Origin of the sequence: Flavobacterium lacus, from assembly GCF_003268815.1 — a bacterium.
GTDB lineage: Bacteria > Bacteroidota > Bacteroidia > Flavobacteriales > Flavobacteriaceae > Flavobacterium > Flavobacterium lacus.
Genome location: NZ_QLSV01000003.1, coordinates 34,972 through 55,951 on the forward strand (window position 1 = coordinate 34,972; position 20,980 = coordinate 55,951).

Consider the following 20,980-nt stretch of genomic DNA (forward strand, 5'->3'; position numbering starts at 1 on the left):
TATTTAATATTAATTTTTTAACATCAAAGACATGAAAAACATTTTAGTTGCCCTTCTTGTATTATTGTCAATAGATTTTTATGCACAAGAATTATTATATTCTCAAAGCAGAATTATTTTAGGTTTAAAAAAAGACATTCAGAAAACCGTGATTAATTTAAATGAACTAGAAGAATTGAACTTCTTATTTGATGAAAATACAGTTTTAGAAGTTAAAAAATTAAATATTTCTAGTTCCAAAACTTTAAATGGAAATCCGTTAGTAGTTGTTTTTGAAACAGATGTTAACATCGAATCATTAATAAAAACCCTTAAAGAAACTTCTCTATTTGATTATGTTGAGCCTGATTATATTTCACATGGATCTGGCATAAAACAAAGTGAAAATGTAGATTTAACCGAAAGTTTTGTTCCATTATCCACAACACCAAATGATCAATTCTTTTTTAGGCAATGGGGGTTGAATAACAACGGTACATTTTCTTTGAGCCCTTCTGTTTTGGATGCCGATGTGGATATGATTGAAGCTTGGGACATCACAACGGGAAGTCCAACTATTGTGATGGCTGTACTTGACTCCGGAATTAAAATGGACCATCCTGAATTTAATGGTAGATTTTGGTTCAACACACTAGAACAATCAAATGGATTTGATGATGACGAGAACGGATATATTGATGATTTTTCCGGGTGGGACTTTGTAAACAACGACAACGACCCCACAGATGATCACGGTCACGGAACCAATGTAACCGGAATTGCAGTTGCAAATGCCAATAATAACATTGGATATGCTGGAGTAGATTGGAATTGCAAGCTTTTACCTTTGAAAGTGCTTAATGAAAATAATTCTGGTTTCACTTCAAACATCATTTCATCAATTTACTATGCAGTAAATCGAGGGGTAGATGTAATTAGTATATCGATAGGAGGCAGTGGCTATTCTTTGGCTTATGAAAATGCTGTAAACTTTGCTTATGACCAAAATATACCTGTGATAGCTTGTATGATGAATTTTAACAACAATGTTAGTTATTATCCGGCTGCCTTTCCAAATGCAATCGCAGTAGGTTCTACAAATCCAAATGATTACAGAAGTGCACCTTTCTTTTGGAGTGCCACTAGCGGCAGTAATTATGGCAATCATATTGATGTTGTTGCTCCGGGAAATTACATTTATGGATTGTCTCATACATCAAATACTAGTTATGGATCATATTGGGGTGGTACATCTCAAGCAACTCCTTTAGTTTCAGGAGTTGTTAGTTTGATGCTGTCAATTAATCCCAACTTAACTGTTACAGAAATTAGAACAATCCTGAGAAATACTGCTCAGGACCAAGTTGGTAATCCTAGTGAAGACACTCTGGGGTGGGATCAATATTACGGAGCAGGTAGAGTAAATGCTTTCAATGTATTATCTTATTTACAGAACTTATCTACAACCAGTTTTAATTCAAATAGTGAGATTAACCTTTACCCCAACCCAACAAATGACTTTCTTTATCTGCATTCAAATGTTGATGAGCTATACTCTATTTTAATTTATGATATTTCGGGCAGGTTTATTAAGTCTTTAGAAAATATAAAAACAATGATTGATGTAACTGAATTAGAGAGTGGAGTATATTTTTTAGAATTAGGTTTCAATGATAAAAAAATTGTTAAAAAAATTGTCAAAAAATAAATTACAAAATTACAATGACTAAAAAAGTAATCGCATTCGATGCAGACGATACCTTGTGGCACAATGAACCTTATTTTGAAGAGGCTCAAGAACGTTTTTGTCGTTTATTCCAAGATTATGCATCAAGTCAAGAAATTTTGGGTCTAATTTTAAATTACCAAGTTAAAAACTTGCCTTTGTATGGTTTTGGAATAAAAGCCTTTACCTTATCTATGATTGAGGCGGCTTTACAACTCACCAATCATCAAATTACAGGAAAAGGAATTGAACAAATTATGGCTATTGGCAAGGATTTATTGGAAAAGCCCGTAGAGTTACTGCCAGAGGTGGAGGATGTTTTGAAACAATTAAACGGAATTCACAAACTAATTGTGGCCACAAAAGGAGATTTAAAAGACCAACACCGCAAATTGCATGATTCGGGAATTGGACATTTTTTTCATCATATTGAAGTGTTAAGTGATAAAACAGAAGTAGATTATCAAAAAATGTTGGGACGTTTAGATATTCAACCTGCAAATTTTGTGATGATTGGCAACTCATTAAAGTCAGATGTTTTGCCGGTTTTAAATATTGGCGGTCATGCGATTCACATACCGTATCACACGACTTGGGCTTATGAACGAATTGACTATAGTATTGAACATCATAATTTCAAAACATTGAATAACATTAGTGAAGTTGTGCCAATTATCATGGAATAATCCATTAATTTTCTTTTTGTAACGCTATCTTAAAAAAAACTATGAAAATTAAACTATCTATCTTGTTGTTTTTATGTGCTTTACCCTTTTTTAGTCAAACAAAAATTGGTTCAGTCGATTTAGAGTTAAAAAAATCATCTGATTTTCATCAACTTTACTCGACCATTGATAATTTTAACGATAAGTTTTATGTTTTGGCGGCAGATAAAGAAATTACAACTTTAATTAAATACAACAAAGCCTTGTTTTTTTCTGATAGTTTAAAAACAAAAACTGACAAAAATTACCCTTTGATTATTGGAAATAGTTTCAATCACAAAAATGATTTTGTGGCATATTGGGCTTCAAAAGATTATAAAAAATTCATGTCTCAAACGTATGATTTTAATAACCATAAAACGGATACCATTCTTTTTGAAATTCCTTTTAAAGACGAATTATTACTTTCTTCATTCAAGCATAAAAATCTGTTCTACTTTTTAAGCTATGTAAAAAAAGAAGAACAGTTAAGACTATATGCGCTTCAAGGGAATAAATACGATGAAAAAACACTTGATTTTAAGTCATTTAAGTTGGGACTCAATCAATCAAGACCAATATCTATTGCAAAATATATCGCAACTAATCCAATAGAAGTTATTGACAATGAAAGTTTTAATCCATTATATGCCGCTACAAACAAAGTCAAGTTATATGCGATAAAAAATAAGTTATTGATTACTTTAGATTATAGCTCCGCTCAAACACATGTTTTTGAAATAGATTTGAGCAGTTATGAAGTTAAAGAAAAGGTTTTCCCTAAAACCGCTATAAACTCAGAAGAATATGATTCGAATTCCTTTTACCATCAGGAAAATTTATACCAATTAAAAGCCAACAAAAATCAATTAATGATATCTAGACATGACTATAATGAGATAGAAAGTGTTCAAGAATATAGCGTATTGGCAGAAGAAAAAATACAGTTTAAGAATTCTCCTCTTTACATCCAAAATGGAAATTCTCAACCACGAGAAATTAAAAATACTGAAAAATTCCTAAAACGATTAAAAAATAAATCCTTAGGAATTTCGGTTTATCAAACAGAAGGCGATTTATTAATCACGGTGGGAGGAACCAATACTACCATTACTTCTGATGGAATTGTTTTAGGGACTCTATTAACCATTGGCGGAATAATGATTGGTGACTATGGGACCTTCCCGGATATGACCTCTAGCGAAATAATGCAAAATGTGTATTTTGAATGTAGGTTTGATCGTAAATTTAAACCTAAATCAACTCCTTTTGGTCCGCTAGCGATTGATTACATATCGGGTTTTTTGCAAGATAATACTACCCTTAAACTACAAAACACGACTAAACACAAAAGCTATTTCATACTAAGTTATTACGATGCAAGTGCAAAACAAATTATTTTAAGAAAATTTGAAGATGGTTATCCATTAATTTCTGATTTCTAATCAATGATTTCGATTGCTTATCATCCAATTTACAAACATTCCTTACCGGAAGGACATCGTTTTCCGATGTTGAAGTACGAATTGCTTCCACAACAATTACTGTATGAAGGCACGGTTACTGTTCAAGATTTTTTTGAACCTGAAAAGGCAAATATAGAAGACGTATTGGCCGTTCACTCTTCTAACTATTTAAATGATTTACTGCTATTAACTTTAGACCCCAGAGCAGCAAGAAAAATTGGCTTTCCCTTATCTGTTGAATTGGTGGAACGCGAACTTAGAATTGCCAACGGGACAATTATAGGGGCACAAAAAGCTATTGAAACCGGAGTAGCATTCAACATAGCAGGAGGAACACATCATGCCTATTCCGATAGAGGTGAAGCCTTTTGTTTATTAAACGATCAAGCCATTGCTGCTCAATACCTTCTCAACCATAAATTATCAAAAAAGATATTGATTGCAGACTTAGATGTGCATCAAGGAAATGGGACAGCAGAAATATTCAGTAAAAATTCTTCTGTTTTCACATTTTCCATGCATGGAAAATCTAATTATCCGTTTAAAAAAGAAGTTTCTGATTTAGATATTGCTTTACCGGATGAAACCAATGATGCGTCTTATCTAAAAATTTTAAAAGAGACATTACCCAAAATAATTGAACAACAAAAACCTGATTTTATTTTTTACTTGGCGGGTGTAGATATTTTGGCTACCGATAAATTAGGTAAATTATCGTGCACGATAGAAGGTTGTAAAAAAAGAGATGAAATGGTTTTTGAACAATGTTTGAAACATCAAATTCCGGTTCAAGTGAGCATGGGAGGCGGTTATTCACCGGAAATCAAAACAATTGTAGAAGCTCATGCCAATACGTTTCGAATAGCTAAGGATGTTTTTTAATTATAATAAGTCCAATTAAAACCATCGCTTACCAAAATGATAGTTTTGTTTATAGCATTTGGGGGTAAATCTAATGTAAAACTACCTGACGAAGAGTTTTTTGGGAAAAATCGAGAACTACCTTGAATACTCAATTTTGCGGTATCAAAATCTGTAATGTTTCTAATAAAATAAACCCTACCGGGTACATTTACAGGGTTTGGAAGTGAATAAAAATCACTCGTGTTGTTCCTTGGATCTAAAGAGATGTAAACACCATCATTTATTATTGTAGCTGCAGCAACGCTATTTCCTCCGTTTAAAGTTAATACTTTTATGGATAAATTACCATTCAAATCCAATGTACTCAATGGATTAGTTGTATTAATTCCAACTTGTCCAAAAGAACAAAATGAAAACAAAAACAACATACTTAAAACGGATGTAAACTTGAAAAAATTCACTTTTTTTAGTTTTGAATAATAAAATTAATTAATAATTTGATTATTTTAACATTACACCCATACACCACCACAACGAAAACGTTTTCGTGTTGAAAAGTTTTTAATTTCTACGTTTTCAAATTCTTATTTTCACAAAAAAAGCGACAATTTTTAAGGTTGTCGCTTTTTTGCAATTTAATTCAATTTTAGCTGGCGTGTAATAATGAAATAATATCATTGCCATATCTTGAGATTTTATTCTCCCCAAATCCTTTTATTTTTTTTAATTCGTCAACCGAATCAGGTCGCATTTTTGCAATTGTCATCAATTCAGAATTATGACAAATCATATACTGCGGCAAACCTAATTTAGATGATTTTTCACTTCGCCAATGCTTCAATGAATTAAGCGTGATTTTTTCTTCTTGCGTTAACTCATCATAATTTAAAACGGCAACTTTCTCATTTTCTGACGTTTCTCTGGTTTTTTCGGTTTTTGGCGAATAGAAAACTAATACTGACCAGTAATCAATCATTCCGGTTATAAAATTAGTTGCCGTTTTTTCAACGTTTACGCCTGTTAAAAACTGATTGATAGCGTCTTGATCGTTCTGCAAATGCTCCCCACTTACACGAACTCTGAAATGTTTTACTTTCATAATTTCTAGTTGTAAGGTTGAGTTACTTTCCAATTACCATAATATCGCTTACAACTACTTCGGTAATGTAACGTTTGTTTCCTTCTTTATCATCGTAACTTCTGGTAGCGAGTTTACCTTCAATGGCTATTTCTTTTCCTTTGGTTACGAGTTTTTCGATGATTTCAGCGTTTTTATCCCAAGCAACTACACGATGCCACTCGGTTTGTTCCACTTTTTCTCCTTTTTTATTGGTGTACGAATCATTGGTCGCGATATTCAAATTGGCTACTTTTCCACCTTCAAAGGTTTTTACTTCTGGGTCATTTCCTACATGACCGATTAACTGTACTCTGTTTTTCATTGTATTCATGGCGTATAAAATTTAAAATTGATTTTTGAAATTGATTTTTGAAATTGTTATTAACTTTTAAAATTGACCTCTTATTTCATCAACAACAATTCACTCACAACTACTTCAGTGACGTAACGTTTGTTTCCTTCTTTATCGTCGTAACTTCTGGAAGTAAGTTTCCCGGTAATTCCAATTTGTTTTCCTTTTTCAACAAATCGTTCGATGATTTCAGCTGTTTTTCCCCAGGCAACTACACTGTGCCATTGCGTTTGTTCTTTTTGATCTCCACTTTTGTTTACGAAAACGTCTTTTGTGGCTAGCGATAAGTTGGCTACTTTTTTTCCTCCGTCTAAATCTCTAATAATTGGTTCGTTTCCAACATGTCCGATTAATTGTACTTTGTTTTTCATTGCATTCATGGCTTTTAAAATTTTAAATGGTTTATAAAAATTGTTGTCGTTCTTTCGTTTCGACATTGCAAAGTTGTGACAACCCGCAAATTTTATTCGGTAGAAAAACAATTACTTTCGGTTGTAAATATTTGTAAGCGTTTGTAAACGGAAAATATTTTTTGTATCTTGCAGAAAAACAAAACTATATGCACGAAACGATTAAGAAAATTGAATTACGAAATTTACAAATTGAAGATTACAAAGAATTGAAAAATTCGATGATGGAAGCCTACAGCGAGCTTGAAAACTCGTATTGGAAAGAACATCACATCGAAAAATTACTCTCCATTTTTCCTGAAGGACAATTGGTTGTTTTGGTAGATGGAAAGGTGGTTGGCTCCGCACTTTCATTGATTATCGATTATAGAAAAGTTATTGCGAACCATACTTACGCTCAAATCACCGGAAATTATAGCTTTGACACGCACAATCCATTGGGTGAAGTTTTATATGGCATTGATGTTTTTATCCACCCAAAATACAGAGGTCTGCGTTTAGGTCGTCGTTTGTATGATGCCAGAAAAGAATTGTGCGAACAATTGAATTTAAAATCCATTATTTTCGCCGGAAGAATCCCGAATTATATTGATTACAAAGAAGAACTTTCGCCTAAACAATACATTGAAAAAGTAAAACTAAAAGAATTGTATGATCCTGTTTTGTCTTTTCAAATCAGCAACGATTTTCACGTAAAAAAAATCATGAAAAACTATTTGGTTGGCGACACCAGCTCCAACGAATATGCTGTTTTGATGGAATGGAACAATATTTATTATGATGAAAACCCGAATTTAATCAACTTAAAAAAAAGCGTGATTCGTTTAGGATTGATTCAATGGCAAATGCGTCCGTTGAACAATTTGGAACAACTTTTTGAACAAGCCGAATTTTTTATCGATGTTGTTTCCGGTTACGGAAGCGATTTTGCGTTATTTCCCGAACTTTTTACCGCTCCGTTGATGGCTGATTACAATCATCTTTCGGAAGCCGATGCCATTCGCGAATTGGCAAAACATTCCGAACCCATTCGAAAAAGATTTCAAGAATATGCCATTTCCTATAACATCAACATCATTACCGGAAGCATGCCGTATATGGAAAACGGTGTTCTATACAATGTAGGTTTTTTGTGTAAACGAGATGGAACGAGTGAAATGTATACCAAAATCCATATCACGCCCAACGAGTCCTTGCATTGGGGAATGAAAGGCGGATCACAAATTAAAACTTTTGACACCGATTGTGGAAAAATTGGCATCATGATTTGTTATGATGTTGAATTTCCGGAATTATCCCGTTTAATGGCCGATGAAGGAATGAACATTCTTTTCGTGCCGTTTTTAACCGATACTCAAAATGGTTACACACGCGTGAAACATTGTGCTCAATCGAGAGCCATTGAAAACGAATGTTATGTGGCCATTGCCGGTTGTGTTGGAAACTTACCAAAAGTGAATAACATGGACATTCAGTATGCTCAATCGGCGGTTTTTACTCCTTCTGATTTTGCATTTCCAAGCAATGGAATCAAAGCCGAAGCAACTCCAAACACCGAAATGACATTAATTGTTGATGTTGATTTGGATTTACTAAAACAGTTGCATGAATTTGGAACGGTTCGGATTCTGAAGGATAGAAGACATGATTTATACAATATTAAGAAATTGAAGTAGTATGAAAATAACCTTCAAAATAGTATTTTTTATTTTCTTCTTTAGTTGTAATTCAAAAAATGAAGAGCAACAAAAAACTACTATTGAATCTAAAATTCAAAAAAATGAAATTGATTCTACTAAAGTTGATAGTATTGGAAAAGATTCTATTGAAAATGAAGTCAAATCAAACACAAAAGTAATCGTTTTACAATGTTCTAACGGGTATGGCCACAATGATTTTAATAGAACTATTGAATCTGAAATTAGTAGAAAAGAAGGTTTTACTATCGTTCCTTTTCCAAACAAAAAACTATTAGGAGTTACTTTTCAAGGAGTTTATGACAAAAAATACTGTATTCCAATTATTGAAAAACTTGACGTTGATTACATTATTATGACAAGATTTCTTGGTAATATAAAGGAAGGAAGTGAACCCATCCACGAAAATTTTATCTGGGGATATGAAATTAAGATTTTAAATGTAAAAAATATGAATCAAAAGATTTCGATTCGAAAAGACAACTTAGAAGCATACCAAGATATTATAGCTGATATCGAAAGAAACGGTACAAATTTACTTAATGACATTGAAAATTTAAAATGAAATTATGACAAAAAACTGTTTAGAATGTAACGAAAAAATCATCGGTCGCGAAGATAAAAAGTTTTGCAGCGACGGTTGTAGAAATGCCTACAACAACAAAATGAACAAAGACAGCAACAATTTGATGCGAAACATCAACAACAAGTTGCGGAAAAATTATCGAATTTTAACCGAATTAAACACCGAAGGAAAAAGCAAAACCACCAAATCAAAACTTCTTAGTAAGGGTTTTGATTTTGATTTTTTCACTTCCATTTTGCATACCAAAACCGGGAACACCTATCATTTTTTGTATGATCAAGGTTATCTGGCTTTGGAAAATGACTATTTCATGTTAGTCAAAAGAGACCACTAACCACAACCACTTTCAATCATGAAAAAAAATTACGCTTCGTTACTCATTTCCGTTTTGTTGATGGGAATTATTTGGTTTATTTTCCATCGGATGATGCCTTCCGATTACTCGAAAGGAGATGTGCCACTTTCTGAATTTTCTACCGAAAGAGCCTTAAAACATGTAGAAGAAATTTCCAAAAAGCCGCATTATGTTGGCTCGCCCAATCATCCGAAAGTGATGAATTATTTGGAAAAAGAATTACAAAAATTAGGGTTAGAAACCCAAATTCAACAAAGCACGATTTTAAGTAAGTGGAATAATTTAGTTGAAACGAAAAATATTACTGCCCGAATCAAAGGATCAGATTCATCAAAAGCGTTGTTGCTTCTCACGCATTTTGACAGTGCTCCACACACCAAATCACCCGGAGCCAGCGACGATGCGAATGGTTTAGCCGTAATTTTAGAAGGAATTCGAACTTTTCTTCACAACAAATCAACTCACAAAAACGACATCATTATTGTTTTTTCAGATGCGGAAGAATTGGGTTTAAATGGAGCGTATGCCTTTGCATCCGAGCATCCGTGGGCAAAAGAAGTCGGTTTAGTGATTAATCTTGAAGCCCGTGGAACTGCCGGACCATCCATGATGTTGGCCGAAACAAACTACGGAAATGCCAATTTAATCAAAGGTTTTGCTGAAGCGAATCCGAAATTTCCGGTTTCCAATTCGTTGATGTACAGTATTTATAAAATGCTTCCAAACGACACTGATTTAACCGCTTTTCGCGAAAAGGCAGACATTCCGGGTTATAATTTTGCATTTATTGATGATCATTTTGATTACCATACTATTCAAGATAATTTCGAAAATTTCACACCTGAATGTTTAGAACATCAGTCAACCTATTTAATGCCGTTGCTTGCTCATTATTCCAATGCCGATTTGAATGAACTAAAAACAGATGACGATCACGTTTATTTCAGCTCACCAATTGGTTTTTTCCATTATCCATTTTCATGGAATTTTCCCCTTTTAATCATCGCTTTTGTCCTTTTCCTAGGAGTTGTTACCATTGGATTAGGCAAACATTTATTAGATTTTAAAGAAATAATTCGCGGTTTTGCACCCTTATTTTTATCAATTATACTTGTTGGATTGGTTACTTTCTTCGGTTGGGAAATGATTCAGTCCCTTTATCCGCAATACCAAGACATGCTTCATAAATTCACCTATAACGGACATAGTTACATTGCTGCCTTTGTGTTGTTGTCTATGGCTATTTGTTTTTGGATTTACGCCAAGTTCACTAAAAGTAAATTAATGCCAAGTCATTTTGTTGCTCCATTATTTTTATGGTTTATTATCAATCTTTTGATTTGTATTTACTTAGAAGGAGCTGCATTTTTTATAATTCCGGCCTATTTTGGCGTTTTTATTCTTGGTTTTTTAGTGTTTAAAGAAAAATCAAACCCGTTTGCAAGTTTGGCTTTGAGCATTCCGGCTTTGATGATTTTAGTTCCGTTTATTCAATTGTTTCCAATTGGTTTAGGGTTGAAAATGCTTGCCGGAAGTGCCGTTTTAGTCGCACTTACATTTGCACTTTTGTTGCCTGTTTTTGGCGATTATTCTAAAAAAGCAAATTGGGGAACATTCTTGTTTATCATTTCCATCGGATTTTTTATCAAAGCTCATTTTCAAAGCGATTTTGAAAAAGGAAAAGGCAAACCCAACAGCCTCGTCTATGTTTATGATGCTGATAATGACAAAGCAAATTGGGCAACGTATGACAAAGTGTTAGACAATTGGACTACGAATTATTTAGGCGAAAATCCAAGTTTAGACAAAAATTTGAATAAATTCGGATTGAGTAGCAAATACAATTCCGGCTACAGTTATTCGGCTGAAGCTCCCAGAAAAAACTTTGCCGAACCTACTTTTACCTTTTTAAGAGATACAATTGTGGGCAACCAACGAGCAATTACAGTTAAAATTGAAGCCAATAAAAACGCTAATAGAATCGATGTTTTTGCTTCTGAAAAATTAAAAATCCATCATTTAAAAGCAAACGGAATTAAAAACATCAACCAAGAAGGGAGTTTTTATAAACGGAAAAAATCCAATGTGTTGAATTATTACCCGATTAACAACAAACCATTAACGTTGAGTTTTCAAATTCATAAAGACGATAAATTGGATATGGATGTGATGATTTCTTCGTTTGATTTATTGGAAAATCAACAATTCAGTATTCCAAAACGACCGGATGCCTTTATTCCGATGCCATTTGTGTTGACTGATGCGATTATTGTGAAGAAAAAACTTCGAAAATCAGCACCAAAAAAGGTTGAAATTATTGAAAAAATTGAAACCGCCATCGATACATTAATCATTCAAAAAGACAGTCTTGAAACAAATTAGCATTTTAGGTTGCGGTTGGCTGGGATTACCTTTGGCGAAAAATTTACTTCAAAATGGCTATTCTATAAAAGGGTCAACCACAACCGAATCCAAATTAGAAATTCTGAAAAACGAAGGAATTTCACCATTTTTAATTTCGCTTAAAGCGAATGATATTCCGCGTGACATTGTAGATTTTTTAGAAAATTCTGAAATTTTAATTATCAATATTCCACCAAAATTAAGAGGAAACTCAGAAGAAAATTTTGTGGCTAAGATGGAAAATTTCATTCCGTTTATCGAAAAATCATCGGTTAAAAAAGTGATTTTTGTGAGTTCTACTTCGGTTTATGCGGATGAAAACGAACTTATTACCGAAGAAACTCCTCCAAAACCGGAAACTGAAAGCGGAAAACAATTGCTGATTTCTGAAAATTTACTTTTAAATAATTCAAACTTCCAAACCACGATTTTACGTTTTGGCGGATTAATTAGCGAAGACCGTCATCCTATAAAATTTTTAGTAGGAAGAAATAATATTGAAAATCCGGACGCACCCATCAACTTAATTCATCAATCCGATTGCATCGAAATCATTCAAAAAATCATTGAAAAAGAGGTTTGGAATACTGTTTTTAATGCGGTCGCTCCGTTTCATCCCAACCGAAAGAAATACTATACAGAAAAAGCATTGGAGTTGAATTTAGTTCCGCCACAATTTAATGAAAATCAACCTTCTGTCGGAAAAACAGTTTCATCCAACAAATTGATTACCGTTTTGACCTATGAATTTAAAAAATTAGGTTAAATTTACCTTTGCAAACTAAACTAATACAATGAACAATTCTCCAAAATTTGCAGTAATCGGTGGCGGAAGCTGGGCAACTGCCATAGCGAAAATGTTGTGCGTTAACCAAGCTGAAATTTGTTGGTACATGCGAAATCAAAACGCAATCGACCATATTAAAACCGAAAAACACAACCCAAATTATCTTAGTTCGGTTGAATTTGATACCAAAAAACTCAAACTTACTACTGACATTAATGAGGCAGTTAATTACGCTGATATTTTGATTTTTGCCATTCCATCTGCTTTTTTAAATACAGAATTAGAAAAATTGACTGAATCCTTAAACGATAAAGTGATTTTTTCTGCCATCAAAGGAATTGTTCCTGAAACATTTTTGATTGTAGGCGAACATTTTCACAAAAAATACGACATTCCGTATGAAAACATTGGTGTAATTACCGGTCCGTGTCACGCAGAAGAAGTGGCGTTAGAACGTCTTTCCTACTTAACAATTGCCTGTGCAGATGCATCAAAAGCCAAAATTGTAGCCAAAAATTTGAATAGCAACTACATCAAAACCAAAATTTCCGACGACATTATCGGGACTGAATATGCCGCCATGTTGAAAAACATTTATGCCATTGCTGCCGGTATGGCTCATGGTTTAGGTTATGGCGATAATTTTCAAGCGTTATTGATGAGTAATGCGATTCGTGAAATGAAAAAATTTATTCGAAAAGTGCATAAAATGAAACGAAATATCAATGATTCTGCCTATTTAGGCGATTTATTGGTAACCGGCTATTCCGTTTTTTCACGAAATAGAATGTTCGGAAATATGATTGGAAAAGGCTACACCGTGAAAAGTGCCATGATGGAAATGAGTATGGTTGCCGAAGGTTATTATGCCGTAAAAAGTGCTTATAAACTAAATCAAGATTACGGAGCCAAAACCCCAATTATCGATGCGGTTTATCAAATTTTGTACGAAAGTAAAGACCCGAAAAGTGTATTTAAAAAATTGACGGATAAGTTAGATTAGATGAATTCACGTTGGAAATATCAAATAAAAACCGGAATTATATGGGGTTCTGTCATGTGTGTGATTATGACGTTATTTGATTTAAGAGAAAGCTCCATTTACGACCAAATTTCAAATTTTGTTTATTACTTAAGGTATTTGGGATATATTCTAATTGGAACTTTTTTTATAGGATACTACAGTTGGAAAGAAAAAGTAAAACTTGAAAAAAAAGAATAATCTTTTTACTTAACCACCACCCCATTCTTAAACAAAACCGGCACTTCTTCCATTGCACGTTCGTTAATGGTGTTGGTCCTAAAGGTGAATTTTTTATCGTATAAAGTATTTCCGATAAAAAAAGTAACCATGAATTCGTTGTTTAAGGCCAACACTTTGGATTCTATCATTTCAATTTTCACGGCAGAAACCGATTCAATTTCAATGAATGCATGACGTAATAAGGAGGTTTTTTTCATTTCGCCATCCACAGTGCCAAAAGCTTTGGAAACGACCATGACGCTCTCTAATTTGAAGTCGCTATCATTGATGAGATACACGTTCCACACATTATCCAGATAGTCGTCATCCCATTCTTGGATGGCGGCTAAAAATACGTTCTCTACTTTTGGAATGATGATGTCGGATTTCATCTTTATTTTTTAGTATTAAGACATGCAGTAAATATTGCGTTCACAATTCACTTTTTACGTTATTTCACGCCTCTTTCTATTTTTTACTGAAAACATCTATAAATCAAACCCTAAATTAACCCCTAATTTCATCGCAATAATTTTCGTAATACGTTGTTTAAGTTCAGGTATTTTAATACTTTCGATGACTTCGTTTGAAAACGCATACATTAATAACGCTTTGGCCTCTTTTTTCGGGATGCCGCGTTGTTGCATATAGAACATCGCACTTTCGTCTAGCTGACCAATGGTGCAACCGTGTGAACATTTGACATCATCGGCAAAAATTTCCAATTGTGGTTTGGCGTTGATGGTGGCTTTGTCGCTCAATAAAATATTGTTGTTTTGCTGAAAAGCATCGGTTTTTTGGGCTTCTTTTTCTACGAAGATTTTTCCGTTGAAAACGCCTGTGGAACTTCCTCCTAAAATAGTTTTATAGTTTTGATGGCTTTCGCAATTGGGTGTGGCGTGATTCACTAAAGTAAAATGATCCACGTGTTGCTTGTCGCCAATAATTGTAATCCCTTTTAAGGTGGAATCAATTCGCTCGCCAAAATGATAGAAATTCAAGTTGTTTCTCGTGATATTTCCACCAAAAGAAAACGTATGGACGGCTACTCTACTCTCTTGTTTTTGAGAAATATAGGTGTTGTCAATCAAATTGGCAGTTTGTCCGTCGTTTTGAATTTTATAATAATCAACAATCGCTCTTTTTTGAGCAAAAATTTCGGTAACCGAATTGGTTAATACCGGATTGCTGTTCAAACTTTGGTGACGTTCGATGATTTGCACGTGAGCATTTTCGCCTACAATAATCAAATTTCGGGGTTGAACCATCAACGCACTTTCAACTCCGGTAGAAAAATGTATGATTTCAATCGGTTTATCGGCCACTTTACTTTTTGGAATGTTAATGTATGCACCTTCTTGAGCAAAAGCAGTATTTAAAGTGGTTAAACTTTCATCTTTGCTGGCAATTTGGTTGAAATACGTGTCCAAAATCATCTTGTATTTTGGTTTAGTCAATACCGATGAAAGTAAGCAAACATCAATTCCATCGTGCGTTGTAGACGACATAAACGAGCTGAACTTTCCATCTACAAAAACCAACTTATAGGTGTCGATTTCATGAAGAAAATATTCTTTTACTTCTTTAAATTCAACCGAATTTTCTCTTTTTGGAAAAACAGAGAAATCGTTTTTTAGTACTGAATTCAGTGAGGTATATTTCCAAGCTTCCTCTTTTTTGGTGGGGAAACCTTTGTTTTCAAAGTTTTTGATGGCAAAAGTTCGAATGTCGTGTAACTGTGCAGTTACGTCAACTTTTTCTTCAAAAGCCATGAAGGACGATACTAATTTTTCTTTTAAATCCATTTTAAATGTTGAGATTTTAAAAATCTACAAATATTTTATCTTCAACCATTAAGGTATTAAGTTTCATTAAGCATTACAACTTAATTTCCTTAATCTCGTAATGGTTTAAATTTAATTTTTAAACTTCTTGTTCTTGTTTTATCCAGTCATAACCTCTTTCTTCCAGCTCAAGAGCCAATTCCTTTCCGCCCGATTTTACGATTTTTCCGTCCATCAAAACGTGTACAAAATCTGGGATGATGTAATCTAATAAACGTTGATAATGCGTGATTACTAAAACGGCATTGTCGTTGCTTTTTAATTTGTTTACGCCGTTTGCTACAATTCGTAAGGCGTCAATGTCTAAACCTGAATCGGTTTCATCCAAGATGGCTAATTTGGGTTCCAACATCGCCATTTGAAAAATTTCGTTACGCTTTTTTTCTCCACCCGAAAAACCTTCGTTTAACGAACGAGACAAAAACTTACGGTCAATTTCTAATAATTCTGATTTTTCACGAATCAATTTCAGCATTTCATTTGCTGGCATTTCTTCTTTTCCGTTGGCTTTTCTGCTTTCGTTGATGGCTGTTTTCATAAAATTCGTTACCGAAACTCCCGGGATTTCTACCGGATATTGAAAGGATAAGAAAACGCCTTTGTGAGCTCGTTCTTCCGGAGCTAAATCGGCTAAATCTTCACCTAATAATTCTACTGAACCTTCGGTTACATCAAACGTTTCATTTCCGGCAATTACAGCGGAAAGTGTACTTTTTCCTGATCCGTTTGGTCCCATAATGGCGTGAACTTCTCCAGCTTTGATTTCAAGGTTGATGCCTTTTAGTATTTCTTTGTCTTCGATAGAAGCGTGTAAATTTTTTATGCTTAACATTTTGTTTTTATTTTAAACCATTAAGGTATTACGATTCATTAAGTTTTTTATCCAACAGAGCCTTCAAGTGAAATCTCCAACAATTTCTGAGCTTCTACGGCAAATTCCATTGGTAATTTATTCAATACTTCTTTGCTGAAACCATTTACAATTAACGCAATCGCTTTTTCGGTTGGAATGCCGCGTTGATTGCAATAAAAAACTTGGTCTTCTCCGATTTTTGAAGTCGTTGCTTCGTGTTCAATTTTGGCAGATGTATTTTTACTTTCGATGTATGGAAAAGTATGTGCTCCACAATTATTTCCCATCAAAAGCGAATCACATTGCGAAAAGTTTCGGGCATTATCAGCATTGGCACTTATTCGAACCAAACCACGGTAACTATTTTGTGATTTTCCGGCAGAAATTCCTTTCGAAATAATGGTTGATTTGGTGTTTTTTCCCAAATGAATCATCTTTGTTCCGGTGTCAGCTTGTTGGTGATTATTGGTTACAGCAATAGAATAAAATTCGCCAATCGAATTATTTCCTTTTAAAATTACAGAAGGATATTTCCAAGTAATGGCTGAACCGGTTTCGACTTGCGTCCACGAAATTTTCGCGTTTTTCTCGCAAATGCCTCGTTTCGTTACAAAATTAAAAACGCCACCTTTTCCTTCTTTGTTCCCGGGATACCAGTTTTGTACGGTTGAATATTTTATTTCGGCATCATCCATCGCAATTAATTCCACCACAGCGGCGTGCAATTGATTTTCGTCACGGCTTGGAGCAGTACAACCTTCTAAATAAGAAACATAACTGCCTTCATCGGCAATTAATAACGTTCGTTCAAACTGACCCGTTCCCGCTTGATTGATTCGGAAATAAGTGGATAATTCCATCGGACAACGAACGCCTTTTGGAATATAACAAAAACTTCCGTCTGAAAAGACGGCGGAATTCAAAGCCGCATAAAAATTATCTCGTTGCGGCACAACTGTTCCTAAATACTTTTGAACCAACTCCGGATGTTCTTTAATTGCATCTGAAATCGAACAGAAAATAATTCCTTTTTCGTTTAATGTTTTTTTGAAAGTCGTGGCTACAGAAACAGAATCCACCACAATGTCCATCGCCACATTATTCATTTTTTTCTGTTCATCAATCGAAATTCCGAGCTTTTTATACATGGCTAGCAATTCCGGATCAACATCATCCAATGTTTTATTCGGATCGGCTTTTTTTGGAGCGGAATAATACGAAATCGCTTGAAAATCGGGTTTTTCATAATGAACATTTGCCCATTCGGGTTCAATCATTTCTTGCCAAGCACGAAACGCTTCTAAACGCCAATCGGTCATCCATTGCGGCTCCTCCTTTTTCACAGAAATCGCCCGAACAATATCTTCGTTTAACCCAATAGGAAAAGTTTCCGAGTCTAATTCGGTGTAAAATCCGTATTCGTATTCTTTGGTTTCGAGTTCAACTTTTAAATCGTCCTCTGTATATTTTGCCATTTTTTTTATTTTTTTTTAAACCATTAAGAAATTTAGGGACATTAAGTTTTCCTGTCCTTATGGCTCAGTTTTAAAGTGAAAAACTCTCCCCACAACCACACGTTCTGTTCGCATTTGGGTTGTTAAACACAAATCCTTTGCCGTTTAAACCGCCTGAAAATTCTAAAATTGTTCCCGCTAAATAGAGAAAACTCTTTTTTTCAACGGCTACACGTATATTATTGTCTTCAAAAACTTTATCGTTTTCTCCAATTTCTTTGTCAAATTTTAAATCATAGGACAAACCGGAACAGCCACCGCTTTTTACGCCTACGCGAACGTAATCTCGGGCTGCATCAAAACCATCATCTTCCATTAAATGGATGATTTTCTTTTTGGCTGTATCTGAAACTTTTATCATGTGCTATTTTGATTTTGTCTAAATAAAGGACAAATATACAGTAAATCGAGAAATTTTAAACAAATTCTAACATTTTTATAACGAATAAATGGATAGAAAATAGTTATAATAAGCTCTCAAAAAGATAAGTTTTTAGTAATTTGCAAAAAATTTATAGCAATAACATTACATTTATGAAACTTTACCCCATTCAAGCCGGAAACTTTAAACTAGACGGCGGTGCCATGTTTGGCGTGGTGCCCAAAACCATTTGGAACCGAACAAATCCAGCCGACGAAAACAACCTCATCGATATTGCCGCTCGTTGTTTGTTGATGGAAGATGGAAATCGATTAACTTTGATTGATACCGGAATGGGTAACAAACAATCCGATAAATTTTTTGGATATTATTCGCTTTGGGGCGAACATTCGTTAGATAAGTCATTGGCAAAATATGGGTTTCATCGTGATGATGTAACCGATGTTTTTATGACTCACCTTCATTTTGATCATTGCGGTGGAAGCGTCAATTGGAATAAGGATAAAACCGGATACGAAGTCGCTTTTAAAAATGCAAAATTCTGGACGAATGAGAATCATTGGGAATGGGCAACCAAACCTAATTCACGAGAAAAAGCTTCTTTTTTGCATGAAAATATCATTCCGATGCAGGAAAGTGGTCAGTTGAATTTCATCAAAAGACCAAATAGTGATTTTGGCTTTTCGGAAGAACTGAATTTCGGAATTTTTTATGCGGATGGTCATACTGAAAAACAAATGCTTCCACACATCCAATACCAAGATAAAACCATTGTTTTTTGTGCAGATTTATTGGCTACGGCAGGACATATTCCCATTCCTTATGTGATGGGATATGATACCCGACCGCTTTTAACCTTAGATGAAAAAGCCAAATTTATGAATGCCGCAGCGGAAAACAATTACTATTTATTTTTAGAACACGATGCTCACAATGAAATCATCACCGTTGAAAAAACCGAAAAAGGGGTTCGATTGAAAGAGGTGTTTTTATGTGAAGATATCTTAAGTTCGTGTTAATCATCTGTAGAAAAATTTAAAATCAGTTATTTTTACCTCAAATTTTAATTTATGAACGCAATAAAATCAATCGTTTTTTTAGGATTATCGTCTTTATTTTTAGTTGGATGTAGTGCTTCAAAATCATCCTTTACCAATTTAAAACCACTTACTTCTGAAACTGTTCCACTTAAAAATGCTAAAATTTCTGATACAGAATTGTTGCGATGGAGTCATTTAGATTTGATTAAAGACACGATTCCAGGAATGAGTGTGGATCGTGCATATGAAGAACTATTAAAAGGAAAAAAAGGTCAGAGAGTAATTGTTGCCGTAATTGATAGTGGCACCGATATTGAGCACGAAGATCTAAAAGGTCGGATTTGGACCAACGCAAAGGAAATTCCCGGAAACGGAATTGACGATGACAATAACGGTTATATTGACGACATTCACGGATGGAATTTTTTGGGCGATGTAGTTAATGAAACATTAGAAATGACTCGTATCGTAAGAAAAGGCGATGATGGTTCTGAAACCTTTAAAAAAGCTAAGAAAAAATTAGACGAAAAGAAAAACGAAGCGTTGATGAACAAACAACAAATCGATTTTATTCTAGCGGCTGACAAAGGAATTTTAGAACATTTGAAAAAAGAAGATTATACGTTACAAGATGTAAAATCCATCCTAACCACTAATCCAACGCTGGGGAATTATAAAATGGCGATGATGCAATTTTTAGCCAATTCTTCCCGCGAAGAGTTTATGAAAGGTGTAAAAGAATATGGCGAACACATTTATGATCAATTGAATTATAATTTGAATACAGAATACGACGGACGAAAAATTTTAGGTGACAACTATGAAGATTTCTCCACCAAATTCTACGGAAACAACCAAGTTTGGGGTCCGGATAAAAAACATGCGTTACACGGAACACACGTTGCCGGAATTATTGCTCAAGTGAGAGGAAATAATTTAGGTGGTGATGGTGTGGCAACCAATGTAGAAATCATGGCTATTCGTGCCGTTCCAAACGGAGATGAATACGACAAAGACATCGCTCTTGCCATCCGATATGCAGCAGATAATGGTGCTAAAGTAATCAACGGAAGTTTTGGAAAAGGATTCTCTCCTCAAAAAGAATGGGTTCACGAAGCCATTCAATATGCGGCAAGTAAAGATGTTTTGTTCGTTCACGCAGCCGGAAATGACGGCGAAGATTTAAACATGGTTGAAAGCTATCCAAATGACCGTGTAGGCGATAACGAAATTGCCGATAACTTCATCAAAATTGGTGCTTTAAACTTTTATTACGGTTCCAAAACGGTTGCTGATTTTTCAAATTATGGTAAAACCGATGTGGATGTTTTTGCCCCTGGTGTAAAAATTTATGCTACCGTTCCTGATAACAAATACGAACACCAACAAGGAACGTCAATGGCATCGCCAAATGCAGCTGGAGTTGCGGCTTTAATTCGTTCGTATTATCCAACGTTAACCGCTCCGCAAGTGAAACAAATTTTGAAAGAAAGCGGTGTTGCAATCAACAAAACAGTGGTTATTGCCGGTGATGCTTCCAACAAATTGCCGTTTGCTGAACTATCCACTTCCGGAAAAATTGTCAATGCGTATAATGCGTTGTTGATGGCGGATAAAATAGCAAAATCATCAGGAAACGTTTCAAAATAAATTCT

The 20,980-nt window shown here is 34.4% G+C and carries 22 protein-coding genes; 13 read left to right on the forward strand and 9 right to left on the reverse strand.

Translation table 11 applies throughout. The features are described 5' to 3' along the window. Nucleotides 1-31 precede the first annotated feature (31 nt). The 4 genes from B0I10_RS03255 to B0I10_RS03270 are packed head-to-tail and all read left to right on the forward strand — an operon-like array spanning nt 32 to nt 4,757. On the forward strand, nt 32-1,687 hold the full coding sequence (locus tag B0I10_RS03255; RefSeq protein WP_112085067.1) for a S8 family serine peptidase: 1,656 nt from the start codon (nt 32-34) through the stop codon (nt 1,685-1,687). A 14-nt stretch (nt 1,688-1,701) separates the two neighbouring features. Further along, complete coding sequence (locus tag B0I10_RS03260; protein ID WP_112085068.1) at nt 1,702-2,391, forward strand: HAD family hydrolase; 690 nt, start codon at nt 1,702-1,704, stop codon at nt 2,389-2,391. Nucleotides 2,392-2,432: 41 nt separating this feature from the next. Further along, nucleotides 2,433-3,854 (forward strand): hypothetical protein, encoded by a 1,422-nt coding sequence (locus B0I10_RS03265; protein WP_112085069.1) that lies wholly within the window; start codon nt 2,433-2,435, stop codon nt 3,852-3,854. Between the two features lie 3 nt (nt 3,855-3,857). Then, nucleotides 3,858-4,757, forward strand: a complete 900-nt coding sequence (locus B0I10_RS03270) for a histone deacetylase family protein (RefSeq protein ID WP_112085070.1) — start codon at nt 3,858-3,860, stop codon at nt 4,755-4,757. Here the strand turns inward: B0I10_RS03270 and B0I10_RS03275 are convergent. The 4 genes from B0I10_RS03275 to B0I10_RS03290 form a co-directional block, all read right to left on the reverse strand. Further along, entirely contained in the window at nt 4,754-5,200 is a 447-nt protein-coding gene (locus tag B0I10_RS03275; protein ID WP_146740304.1) for a hypothetical protein, read from the reverse strand. The two genes, B0I10_RS03270 and B0I10_RS03275, sit on opposite strands and share 4 nt — an antisense overlap. A 185-nt stretch (nt 5,201-5,385) precedes the next feature. After that, on the reverse strand, nt 5,386-5,838 hold the full coding sequence (locus B0I10_RS03280; protein ID WP_146740305.1) for an HRDC domain-containing protein: 453 nt from the start codon (nt 5,836-5,838) through the stop codon (nt 5,386-5,388). Nucleotides 5,839-5,860: 22 nt separating this feature from the next. Further along, the gene (locus tag B0I10_RS03285; protein WP_112085318.1) at nt 5,861-6,181 is read right to left on the reverse strand and encodes a single-stranded DNA-binding protein; all 321 of its coding nucleotides are present in this window, start codon (nt 6,179-6,181) and stop codon (nt 5,861-5,863) included. Between the two features lie 80 nt (nt 6,182-6,261). Continuing rightward, nucleotides 6,262-6,582 carry a single-stranded DNA-binding protein gene (locus B0I10_RS03290; protein ID WP_394336155.1) on the reverse strand — a complete coding sequence of 107 codons (321 nt, stop codon included), beginning with the start codon at nt 6,580-6,582 and terminating at the stop codon, nt 6,262-6,264. A gap of 188 nt (nt 6,583-6,770) precedes the next feature. Between B0I10_RS03290 and B0I10_RS03295 the strand changes: the two genes are divergently transcribed. The 7 genes from B0I10_RS03295 to B0I10_RS03325 are packed head-to-tail and all read left to right on the forward strand — an operon-like array spanning nt 6,771 to nt 13,671. Further along, nucleotides 6,771-8,297, forward strand: coding sequence for a bifunctional GNAT family N-acetyltransferase/carbon-nitrogen hydrolase family protein (locus B0I10_RS03295; protein ID WP_112085073.1), 1,527 nt, complete (start codon nt 6,771-6,773; stop codon nt 8,295-8,297). Between the two features lies 1 nt (nt 8,298). Continuing rightward, complete coding sequence (locus B0I10_RS03300; RefSeq protein ID WP_112085074.1) at nt 8,299-8,883, forward strand: hypothetical protein; 585 nt, start codon at nt 8,299-8,301, stop codon at nt 8,881-8,883. A 4-nt stretch (nt 8,884-8,887) separates the two neighbouring features. Further along, nucleotides 8,888-9,238 (forward strand): hypothetical protein, encoded by a 351-nt coding sequence (locus B0I10_RS03305; RefSeq protein ID WP_112085075.1) that lies wholly within the window; start codon nt 8,888-8,890, stop codon nt 9,236-9,238. Nucleotides 9,239-9,256: 18 nt separating this feature from the next. After that, a complete protein-coding gene (locus tag B0I10_RS03310) occupies nt 9,257-11,641 on the forward strand; it encodes a M28 family peptidase (RefSeq protein ID WP_245942944.1) in 2,385 nt (794 codons plus the stop codon). Further along, nucleotides 11,628-12,428 (forward strand): NAD(P)H-binding protein, encoded by an 801-nt coding sequence (locus B0I10_RS03315; protein WP_112085076.1) that lies wholly within the window; start codon nt 11,628-11,630, stop codon nt 12,426-12,428. The genes B0I10_RS03310 and B0I10_RS03315 overlap by 14 nt, the downstream gene beginning before the upstream one ends. A 28-nt stretch (nt 12,429-12,456) precedes the next feature. Next, on the forward strand, nt 12,457-13,452 hold the full coding sequence (locus B0I10_RS03320; RefSeq protein ID WP_112085077.1) for an NAD(P)H-dependent glycerol-3-phosphate dehydrogenase: 996 nt from the start codon (nt 12,457-12,459) through the stop codon (nt 13,450-13,452). Then, nucleotides 13,453-13,671, forward strand: a complete 219-nt coding sequence (locus tag B0I10_RS03325) for a hypothetical protein (protein ID WP_112085078.1) — start codon at nt 13,453-13,455, stop codon at nt 13,669-13,671. It begins immediately after the preceding gene. Between the two features lie 5 nt (nt 13,672-13,676). On the opposite strand, the gene B0I10_RS03330 is transcribed toward B0I10_RS03325, so the two are convergent. From B0I10_RS03330 to B0I10_RS03350, 5 genes are all read right to left on the reverse strand, one after another. Beyond that, complete coding sequence (locus B0I10_RS03330; RefSeq protein WP_112085079.1) at nt 13,677-14,084, reverse strand: hypothetical protein; 408 nt, start codon at nt 14,082-14,084, stop codon at nt 13,677-13,679. A gap of 96 nt (nt 14,085-14,180) precedes the next feature. Next, nucleotides 14,181-15,497, reverse strand: a complete 1,317-nt coding sequence (gene sufD / locus B0I10_RS03335; protein WP_112085080.1) for a Fe-S cluster assembly protein SufD — start codon at nt 15,495-15,497, stop codon at nt 14,181-14,183. A 118-nt stretch (nt 15,498-15,615) separates the two neighbouring features. Next, the gene (sufC, locus tag B0I10_RS03340) at nt 15,616-16,368 is read right to left on the reverse strand and encodes a Fe-S cluster assembly ATPase SufC (protein WP_112085081.1); all 753 of its coding nucleotides are present in this window, start codon (nt 16,366-16,368) and stop codon (nt 15,616-15,618) included. A gap of 47 nt (nt 16,369-16,415) precedes the next feature. Then, nucleotides 16,416-17,864: a Fe-S cluster assembly protein SufB gene (sufB, locus tag B0I10_RS03345; protein WP_112085082.1), complete on the reverse strand. Its 1,449-nt coding sequence runs from the start codon at nt 17,862-17,864 to the stop codon at nt 16,416-16,418. Between the two features lie 70 nt (nt 17,865-17,934). After that, nucleotides 17,935-18,264 (reverse strand): HesB/IscA family protein, encoded by a 330-nt coding sequence (locus B0I10_RS03350; protein ID WP_112085083.1) that lies wholly within the window; start codon nt 18,262-18,264, stop codon nt 17,935-17,937. Nucleotides 18,265-18,437: 173 nt separating this feature from the next. Here B0I10_RS03350 and B0I10_RS03355 point away from each other — a divergent pair, with 173 nt between their 5' ends. Together B0I10_RS03355 and B0I10_RS03360 are read left to right on the forward strand one after the other, a co-directional pair. After that, nucleotides 18,438-19,304, forward strand: coding sequence for an MBL fold metallo-hydrolase (locus tag B0I10_RS03355; RefSeq protein ID WP_112085084.1), 867 nt, complete (start codon nt 18,438-18,440; stop codon nt 19,302-19,304). Between the two features lie 51 nt (nt 19,305-19,355). Further along, on the forward strand, nt 19,356-20,975 hold the full coding sequence (locus B0I10_RS03360) for a S8 family peptidase (protein WP_112085085.1): 1,620 nt from the start codon (nt 19,356-19,358) through the stop codon (nt 20,973-20,975). Nucleotides 20,976-20,980: the final 5 nt, after the last annotated feature.